This window comes from Stenotrophomonas sp. HITSZ_GD (assembly GCF_029543105.1).
GTDB lineage: Bacteria > Pseudomonadota > Gammaproteobacteria > Xanthomonadales > Xanthomonadaceae > Stenotrophomonas_A.
On record NZ_JARQXB010000015.1, the window covers coordinates 73,190 to 81,587 of the forward strand.

Consider the following 8,398-nt stretch of genomic DNA (forward strand, 5'->3'; position numbering starts at 1 on the left):
AGCAGACGGCGGTTTGCCGTAGCCGGAGGCATGCAAGCGGCGTGCCGGGGCGCTCAGTCCCGGGTCGGGTGCCACCACGGCGAGCGGGTCACGCTGTCGGCATGGAGCCGCGCCGGCGGATGCGAAAGATGCGGGCGTTCCCAGGCGATGTCGCGGCGCGTCACCCGTGCCGGCCGGCCGACGGCCACGCAATTGTTCGGGATCGGACCGGTGACGATGCTGTCCAGGCCGATCACGCTGCCGTCGCCAATGCGGGTGCCGCCCATGCAGCGCGTGCCGTAAGCGAGCCAGACGTGGTCGCCGATGACGATGTCCTCCGACGGGTTGACCCGCTCGCCGGTGTGGATGTCGAAGATCGGGTGGGCGTCATCGCAGCGCAGCTGCACGTCGGAGGCCAGCATGCAATCGCGCCCGATCCGCACCTGGGTTCCCTCGCTGGCGCAGATGAAGCAGCGGGCGGTGGCGGTGGTGTGGTCGTCCACCAGGATGCGGCTGTCTTGGCCCACGCGCAGCAGGCCGGAGAAGGAGCCCTCGGCGCCGGCCGCGCCCAGCCGGCACTGGCCATGGTCACCGTTGAACTCGATGGTCAGCGTGCCGATGCGCGCGGAGGGGTCGAGCCACAGCAGGCAATGGCTGGCGCGGAAGTGGACGGTCAGCCGTGGCAGCAGGGCGGCGGGGGCCACGAGGCGGTTGCCCCGCGCGTCGGTGACATCGTGCAGCGCGGCGTCCGGCGGGGTCGCGGTCTGGGTCATTACGGTTCTTTGACGGGCTGGGGTCGAAAAGTCGCCGCAGCGGCCTCAGCCCGCCAACTCGGTCTGCTCGCGGTCAATGCCGTACTTGCGCAGCTTCTCCACCAGCGTGGTGCGGCGCAGGCCCAGCAGCTGGGCGGCGTGGGCGACCACGCCCTGCGTGCGTTCCAGCGCTTCGTTGATCAGCGCCAGCTCGATGCTGGCCATGTGGCCGCGCAGGTCGATGCCGTCGTCGGGCAGGTTGGCACCGGTGTTGGCCGCCTCGGCCGCCGCCTTGTGGCGCTCGTGCAACGGCGCGGCGGCCGCACCGGCGGCCAGGGTGGCCACCGGGGGCGGGGCAATATGCTCGGGCGCGGGCTGGAAATCGCCGCGGTAGCGCGCCGGCAGGTCCTGCACGCGCACCAGCCCGCCCGGATGCAGCACCGCCAGGCGCTCCACCAGGTTGGTCAGCTCGCGCACATTGCCCGGCCATTCGTAGCTGCGCAGCGCCTGCAAGGCCTCGTCGGCGAAGCGGACTTCGCCGCGGCCGGTGCGCGCCAGTTGCGCGGCGATGGTCTGCACCAGCACCGGCAGGTCGTCCACGCGCTCGCGCAGCGAGGGCATCTCGATCGGAAACACGTTCAACCGGTAGAACAGATCCTCGCGGAAAAGTCCTTCGCCGATGCGCGCTTCCAGGTTGCGGTGGGTGGCGGCGATCACTCGCACGTTGCAGCGGATCGTCTGCCCGCCGCCGACGCGCTCGAAGCTGCGCTCCTGCAGCACGCGCAGCAGCTTGACCTGCATCGGCAGGGACATGTCGCCGATTTCATCCAGCAACAGCGTGCCGCCCTCGGCCATCTCGAAGCGGCCCTTGCGGGCGGTCAGCGCGCCGGTGAAGGCGCCTTTCTCGTGGCCGAACAGCTCGCTTTCCAGCAGGTCCGGCGGGATCGCGCCGCAGTTGATCGCCACGAACGGGCCATCGCGGCGCGGCGAGTGCTGGTGGATGGCGCGCGCCACCACTTCCTTGCCGGTGCCCGATTCGCCCAGCACCAGCACGGTGGTGTCGAACGCGGCGACCTGGTCGATCAGCCGGCGCAGGTGCACCACCGCCTCGCTCTGGCCGGTGGGGCCGGTGTCGGCCTGCGCGCCGGCCTGGTGCTCGGCATCCAGGCGCTTGAGGCTGGCGCGGCGCAGCAGCGCTTCCAGCTGCGCGTGGCGCAGCGGGGTGTCCAGCGGCCACACGTTGGCCTCGTGCAGGCCGTGTGCGGCGGCGAACTGGTGTGCGTCGCCGTCCATCAGCAGCACCGGCGGCGGCAGCTTGGCCTTGGCCAGCCAGTCGAAGAAGCGCGTGGCCTGCGAGGCGTCGCCGGCCGAGCCGACCAGCACCGCCATCCACTCGTCATGGCGGTGGCGCTGCGGGTTGAGGTCCGCGCCGTCGGTCACCCAGCGCGGGTTGAAGTCCATGAATTCGAGCAGCGAGACCGTGCGCTCGGCGCGCACTGCATCGCTGTCGATCAGCAGGATGCGTGACTCACTCATTACCGCCCGCCTCCGACAGGCCCTCCAGGATCGGCATGACTTCCTGGATGTAGGACAGCTTGCTGACGAAGTTATCCGCCCCGGCGCGAAGCGCATGTTCACGGTGCTCGGCATCGTCGAAATGGCTGGCGATGACGATATACGGCGGGTCGTCCTGGGTCTTGATCAGGCGGGTGGCCTGCAGGCCGCCCATCTCGGGCATCGCCAGGTCCATCAGCACCACGCGCGGGCGCAGCGACTCGGAGCGCTCGATGGCTTCCAGCCCGTTGCCGGCACTGCCGACGATGTCCAGCCACTCCACCTTGCGGAAATGGCGCATGGCGGCGTTGATGAAGCCTTCGTGGTCGTCGACGAGCAGTACGGTGAGCTTGTTCATGGTCCTTCCTCAGCCGGCCCGGGCCAGCAACGGCTTGTGTTGGCGACGGCGCTCGCGCGCCGGGGCGATATCCAGTTGCTCACGATACTTGGCTACGGTCCGTCGCGCGACGTTCACGCCCTGGCGGGCGAGCAGGGTGGCGATGGCCTCGTCGGCCAGCGGCCGGGCGGCCGGCTCGCTTTCGATCAGGCGGCGCACCATGGCCTTCACGGCCTGGCCGGAGACGCTGGCCCCTTCCAGGCGCACGGCGAAGAAGTGCTTCAGCTCGAAGGTGCCGCGCGGGGTCTGCAGGTACTTGCCGGTGGTGATGCGCGAGATGGTGGACTCGTGCATGCCGATTTCCTCGGCGATTTCCTTCAGCGTCAGCGGCGCCATGGCCTCCTCGCCGCGGCTCAGGAACGCGGCCTGGCGCTCGACGATGGCGCGGGTGGCGCGCAGCAGGGTCTCGTAGCGCATCGACAGGCCGCGGGTCAGCCAGCGGGCTTCCTGCAACAGGTCGCGCAGGGCCGGGGAAGCGTCGCCGGACTCGGACAGGGCGCGCTCGTGCATCGGATTCAGGGTGACGCGGTGGGTGGTGGCCGGGTTCAGGGCCACGCGCCACTGGCCGTCGGCGTGCCAGGCGACCACGTCCGGGATCACCGCCTGCTCGGCGACCGGCAGCAGGGTGTCGCCCGGGCGCGGCTGCAGCGAGAGGATCAACCGCACCGCCTCGCGGACATCGGCGGCCTCGGCGCCCACCGCCTGGGCCAGGCGGTCGTAGTCGTGGCCGGCCAGCAGTTCCAGGTCGCCGGCCAGGATGCGCCGGGCCAACGGGCGGCCGGCCACCTGGCCAGGCAGCGCGGCCAGCTGGGCCAGCAGGCATTCGCGCAGGTCCTGCGCGGCCAGGCCGGCCGGGTCGCCGGCCAGCAGGCGCTGGCGCACGGCCTCCACGGTCTCGGCGTCCACGTCCAGGCGGGCGCTGGCCAGCAGCGCCAGTTCGGCGCGCGGGGCGGTCAGGTAGCCGGCGTCATCGCAGTGTTCGAGCCAGAACGCGGCCACCGACAGGCGGCGCTCGTCCAGTTCCAGCGCCAGGGCCTGCAGCACGCGCAGCTGCGGGTCGGTGGATTCGCCGGCGGCGATGCGCTGCAGGCGGTCGTCCTCGCCATCGTTCCAGCTGCTGCCGGCCACGTCCCACATCGAGCTTTCGGGCAGTTCGTCGAAGGCGGCCACGTCCAGCTGCTCCGGCGCGGCGGCCGCGTCCTCCTCGGACTCGGCCTGGCCTTCCTCCAGCTCCAGCAGCGGGTTGTTCTCCAGCGCGCGGCGGATTTCCAGCTCCAGCTGCAAGCCGTCCAGCTGCAGCAGGCGGATGGACTGCAGCAGCTGCGGCGTGAGGTGCAGCTGCTGGCCCAACTGGGTGGACAGCGTCGGCTTCATGGCAAACCCCTTCGACATTCCCCGGCGCGGTCGCGCCTTGGAACGTATCTTGCAGGAGGGGGTGACGGGTTTTTAATCGGGATGTCCCTGTCGGCGGGCGTGGTGTTCCTGACGCGATGTCAGGACTTTCCCGACCCGGGCAGGGCGCCGCGACGGGTTCACGACGGCCGAACGGCGAGGCGGGCGGCGGCGCCGCAAGGCGGAAGGCACGGCCGGCCCGGACGCGGCCGCGGGGCCGCACCGGCGTCACAACAGTTCGTTGTGGTGCTTGGCGGCCAGCAGGACCAGATCGTTGGCGCGGCGGCAGCCGAGCGATTCCATCATCCGCGCGCGATGCGTTTCCACCGTCTTGACGCTGATGCCCAGGTCGGCGGCGATTTCCTTGTTGCTCTGGCCGCGGCCGATTTCGCGCAGGATTTCGCGCTGGCGCGGCGACAGCGCGGCGATGCCCACCGGTTTCTCGCGGCCGAGCATCGGGGCAATCATCTTGGAGGAGATCTGCGGGCTCAGGAACACCTGGCCGGCGGCGGCGGCGCGCAACGCCAGTTCCAGTTCCAGCGGCGCGGCGTCCTTGACCACGAAGCCGGTCGCGCCGCGGTCCAGCGCATCGCGCACGTGCACCGGGTCGTCGTGCATGGACATCATCACCACGCGCGTGCGCGGGGCCTCGCGCAGGATGTCGCTCATCGCGTCCAGGCCGCTGCGGCCGGGGAGGGACAGGTCCATCAGCACCAGGTCGGGCCGGTGCAGGGTGGTCAGGTCCACCGCCTGGCGCGCGTCGCTGGCCTCGGCCACCACGTCGATGCCGGCGAACGTCTGCAGCAACCGCGACAGGCCTGCGCGCACCAGCGTGTGATCGTCGACGATGATGACTCGCACTGTGCGGAGGCCTGCGGCTGAATGAGTCGGCGGGATTCGCACCTTAGCCGAGCCGGGAGCCGCCGCCAACCATCGGCGTTCGGCCGGGCTCAGGCCGGATCGGGTCGGGCGCGCCGCGCCTCGGCGATCTGGCGGCGGTGCAGGCGGAACAGATGCCGCTCCAGCGCGGCCTCCAGGCCGGCGTCCAGCGGATCGAAACGCAGCCACAGGAAGCAGCCGCCGGTGCCACTGGCCGCCTCGGCCAGCACCGTGACGGGCAGGTCGATCGCCTCGGGCAGCCAGTCGCCCGGCTGCAGCGAGAGCACGCCGGCCGCGCCGGCTTGGGCGCCGCTGCGGCCGCCGGTCTCCAGGCGCATGCCGCGGCGCGACCAGCGCACCGGGCGCAGCGGCAGTTCCTGGCCGCCCTGGCGGGCCAGCCGGCCGAGCAGGGCGAGCATGAGGTCGAGCTTGGCGTCCATGCGCTGCACCAGCAGCGGCAGCTCGCCGCGTTCCTCGTGGCCGTCGTCGCTGCGCAGGTCCTCGACCTGGGCCAGGCTGCGCAGCAAGGTCTCGGCGGCGGCCGGCCGGCCGGGCGCGCTGCCCACGCGGAAGGCCACCGGCAGCGCCAGTTCGCAGCTCAGCGTGTCATCGAACAGCTGGCTTTCGGCGGCATGCAGGATGTCGGTCATTACAGGGCTCCGGCGCGCAGGTAGGCCCGGGCGGCATCGCTGGAGCGGCGGTTCTGGCGCAGCGCGCTGCCGGCGGCGTCGCGCCGTGCGCGCATGTCGTCCATCGCCTCGGCCTGCTGGCGCAGCAGCTCGCCCAGCGCCAGGCGTGCCCCGGTGCCGTGCGCGGCCAGGTACTGGCGCAGGTCCACATCGTGTTCGCGCACCAGCTCGGCGGCACGCGCGTCGTCCTCGTCGGCCAGCGCGGCGCGCAGGTCCACCAACTGGCGCTGCAGGTCTTCCAGGGTCGGTACGCGGGTGCTCACGATGCCGCCGCGATCCCGCGCTGTTCGACCGGAATCGCGTTCCAGGCCGAGTCGATCTCGCCCAGCAGGGTCAGCGACTCGACCAGGCCGGCCTCGTCGTTGTGCAGGTTGGCCTCGGTCAGGCGCTGGATGACGTATTCGTAGAGCGCGGACAGGTTGCCGGCGATCTCACCGCCCGCCTCGTGGTCGAGCGAGCCGTTGAGGTGGCCGACGATCGCGCAGGCCTCGCCGATCGCCTTGCCCTTGCGGGCCTGGTCACCTTGGGCCAGGCAGGCCTGGGCCAGGCGGATGCGCTGGCAGGCGCCGGCGAACAGCAGCGCGACGAGCTTGTGTGGATCGGCGTCGGTGACGCTGGTGGAAACGCCGACCTTGCGGTACTGCTCGGCATATTGGCGGCTGGAACCGTACATGCATTGCTCCTGGCGGGGCCTGGTCGGTCGCCTCGCCGGCTGTCCCCCCGGCGTTGCGCGGGCGGCCCGCGGTGTTGGTGATGTCCTTATATCGGCCGCATCCGGCCTTCTCTTGAGCCCGTCAGCTGTTCGAGGACGAGGCCAGCTGCTGGGTCAGGTAGTCGCTGGTGGTCTGCATCTTGGCCACGATGGTGTCCATGGCGGTGAAGCGGGCGGTGTAGCGGGTGGTCGCCTCGTCCATGCGCTTGTCCAGATCGTCCAGCTGCGCTTCCAGGTCCTTGATCTGCGCGTTGAGGCTGTTGGTGCGCAGGGTGATGGAGCCGTTGGTGGAGTTGAGGTTGCTGTTGAGCATGCTGTTCAGGCCCTTGCCGACGCTGCCGTCGCTGCCGAACAGCTTCTGCGCCGCGCTCGGGTCGGCGGCCAGGGCGGTATCGAACTTGGCCGCATCGAAGCTCAGCGAACCGTCGGTGGCGATGCTCACGCCCATGGTCTTGAGTTCGCTGACGTTGCCGCTGAGCTGGCTGCGCAGCTGGGTCTGCAGGCCGCGCACCATCGCATCGCCGGTCAGCGCCGAGGCCTTCTGCGTGTCGGCGTTGTAGGCGCTGGAGGACTTGAGCACCGTCACCACCGCGTTGTACGCACTGACGAAGGCGCTGATGTTGGTCTTGATCGAGGTGTTGTCCTTGCCGATGGACAGGCTGTAGGGCGTGCCTTCGTTGGCCTTGGTCAGGTTGAGCACCACACCGGGGATCAGGTCGGCGACGGCGTTGCTGCTGGAGGTGCGCTCGAAGCCGTCCACGCGTACCAGCGCGTCCTTGGCGGCCACGGTCTGGGTGAGGCCGGTGCCGCCGCCGGTGGCGGGGTAGGTGAGGTCGGCCAGGCCGCCGTTGCCGCCGCTGCTCGTGAGGGTCATGGTGCCGGCGGTGCCGGTATCGGCGGCGGTGAGTACCAGGTGCTGGCCATCGTTGGCGGTGACGACGCTGGCGGTCACGCCCTTGCCGCCGGCGGCCTTGTTGATCGCGGCCGCCACGTCGGAGAGCTTGCTGCCCTCGGCGATGGTGACGTTCAGGCTGTCCTTGCCGCTATCGCCGAACGCGATCGTCAAGGTGCCGTCGCCGACCACCTTGTCGCTGGCGTAGGCGCCGGAGGTGAGCTTCTGCCGCTCGGCGATGTTGACCACTTCCACGTTGTAGTTGCCGGCGGTGGCGCTGCTGGTGGCGGTGGCGGTGAAGCCGGCGCCGTCGCCCACGGTGGCCTTGTAGGCCTGGCTGTCGATGCTGGTGGTCAGCGTCTTGAGCGCGGTCTGCAGGTTGGCCATACCGCTTTTGATGGTGCTGATGGCCGACAGCTGCGCCGAGGCGGCGGTGCCGGCATTGTTGATCCGGGTTTCTTCCGGCTTGCGGTCTGCGGCGACGAGGTTGGCCACGAGGGTCGGGATGTCCAGGCCCGAGCCGATCTGGTAAAGCGACGAACCTGCCATGCGGAATCTCCTGACCTGGGCGGCGGGGGTGCGTGCGGCACGCGCCACCGGATAACGGGAATAGCGGCCGCGCGCCGCCGGGCTTGAGGGCCTTGGCGGCGCGGGTGCGCCGGTGGGGATGGATGCAAGAGCTGTGCCGGCGGGTGGTGGGTTTTTGGCGGGCGCGCGCTCGTGTTTTGGGCGGTTTGTTGCGGCTTCTTACGTTGCGGGCACCGGCCTGGCGGGTATGGTCGTCACGGCTCAGCAGACATCCCTGTCCGATTCGCCGCCGCGGGCCATTCGCGGCTAATCCCGCTGCGCGGGCTTAGCCCCCAAAGTTTGCTACGCAAACTTCGGGCTCCGCTTCCACCTTGCCTATCCCCCGCGCCTTCGGCGCGCCCCCCTTAACAAAAGGGGGGCTCTCCCTCCGTTGGACCCCTCTCGATTCCGATCTACCAGCAGGTCGAGGTGAGCCGCTCCTCAGGGAGACGCGGGCGGCGCGGGGCGTCGCCTTTGCTCTTGTTGTCCGGCTGCGGAAGTCTCTCGGGCCTGCGGGGGCTGGGCCCTTTCGGGACCGTAGGCGACATGGATGTCGCCTACGAGCCCCCATGGATGGGTTCACGG

At 70.5% G+C, this 8,398-nt stretch carries 9 protein-coding genes; all 9 read right to left on the reverse strand.

Features of this window, described 5'->3' with window-relative positions:
• Positions 1 to 53: 53 nt before the first annotated feature.
• The 9 genes from P6166_RS14335 to fliD all read right to left on the reverse strand — a co-directional run bounded on the left by P6166_RS14335 (position 54) and on the right by fliD (position 7,795).
• Entirely contained in the window at positions 54 to 752 is a 699-nt protein-coding gene (locus P6166_RS14335; RefSeq protein ID WP_277765123.1) for an acyltransferase, read from the reverse strand.
• A gap of 45 nt (positions 753 to 797) precedes the next feature.
• Complete coding sequence (locus tag P6166_RS14340; protein ID WP_277765124.1) at positions 798 to 2,267, reverse strand: sigma-54 dependent transcriptional regulator; 1,470 nt, start codon at positions 2,265 to 2,267, stop codon at positions 798 to 800.
• A complete protein-coding gene (locus P6166_RS14345; RefSeq protein WP_130320043.1) occupies positions 2,260 to 2,643 on the reverse strand; it encodes a response regulator transcription factor in 384 nt (127 codons plus the stop codon). Before P6166_RS14345 ends, P6166_RS14340 begins: the two co-directional genes overlap by 8 nt.
• A 9-nt stretch (positions 2,644 to 2,652) precedes the next feature.
• Positions 2,653 to 4,056, reverse strand: a complete 1,404-nt coding sequence (gene rpoN / locus P6166_RS14350; protein WP_277765125.1) for an RNA polymerase factor sigma-54 — start codon at positions 4,054 to 4,056, stop codon at positions 2,653 to 2,655.
• A 246-nt stretch (positions 4,057 to 4,302) separates the two neighbouring features.
• Complete coding sequence (locus P6166_RS14355; RefSeq protein WP_277765126.1) at positions 4,303 to 4,935, reverse strand: response regulator transcription factor; 633 nt, start codon at positions 4,933 to 4,935, stop codon at positions 4,303 to 4,305.
• Positions 4,936 to 5,024: 89 nt separating this feature from the next.
• The gene (locus P6166_RS14360; protein ID WP_277765127.1) at positions 5,025 to 5,603 is read right to left on the reverse strand and encodes a PilZ domain-containing protein; all 579 of its coding nucleotides are present in this window, start codon (positions 5,601 to 5,603) and stop codon (positions 5,025 to 5,027) included.
• A complete protein-coding gene (locus P6166_RS14365; protein ID WP_277765128.1) occupies positions 5,603 to 5,905 on the reverse strand; it encodes a hypothetical protein in 303 nt (100 codons plus the stop codon). The genes P6166_RS14360 and P6166_RS14365 overlap by 1 nt, the downstream gene beginning before the upstream one ends.
• On the reverse strand, positions 5,902 to 6,315 hold the full coding sequence (gene fliS / locus P6166_RS14370) for a flagellar export chaperone FliS (protein WP_277765129.1): 414 nt from the start codon (positions 6,313 to 6,315) through the stop codon (positions 5,902 to 5,904). Before fliS ends, P6166_RS14365 begins: the two co-directional genes overlap by 4 nt.
• A 121-nt stretch (positions 6,316 to 6,436) precedes the next feature.
• A complete protein-coding gene (gene fliD, locus P6166_RS14375) occupies positions 6,437 to 7,795 on the reverse strand; it encodes a flagellar filament capping protein FliD (RefSeq protein WP_277765130.1) in 1,359 nt (452 codons plus the stop codon).
• Between the last annotated feature and the right edge of the window lie 603 nt (positions 7,796 to 8,398).

Excerpts from the sequence above, each read along its gene's own strand:
- P6166_RS14335 (WP_277765123.1), bottom strand. The coding sequence starts at position 752 with ATGACCCAGACCGCGACCCCGCCGGACGCCGCGCTGCACGATGTCACC.
- P6166_RS14340 (WP_277765124.1), bottom strand. The coding sequence starts at position 2,267 with ATGAGTGAGTCACGCATCCTGCTGATCGACAGCGATGCAGTGCGCGCC.
- P6166_RS14345 (WP_130320043.1), bottom strand. The coding sequence starts at position 2,643 with ATGAACAAGCTCACCGTACTGCTCGTCGACGACCACGAAGGCTTCATC.
- rpoN (WP_277765125.1), bottom strand. The coding sequence starts at position 4,056 with ATGAAGCCGACGCTGTCCACCCAGTTGGGCCAGCAGCTGCACCTCACG.
- P6166_RS14360 (WP_277765127.1), bottom strand. The coding sequence starts at position 5,603 with ATGACCGACATCCTGCATGCCGCCGAAAGCCAGCTGTTCGATGACACG.
- fliS (WP_277765129.1), bottom strand. The coding sequence starts at position 6,315 with ATGTACGGTTCCAGCCGCCAATATGCCGAGCAGTACCGCAAGGTCGGC.
- fliD (WP_277765130.1), bottom strand. The coding sequence starts at position 7,795 with ATGGCAGGTTCGTCGCTTTACCAGATCGGCTCGGGCCTGGACATCCCG.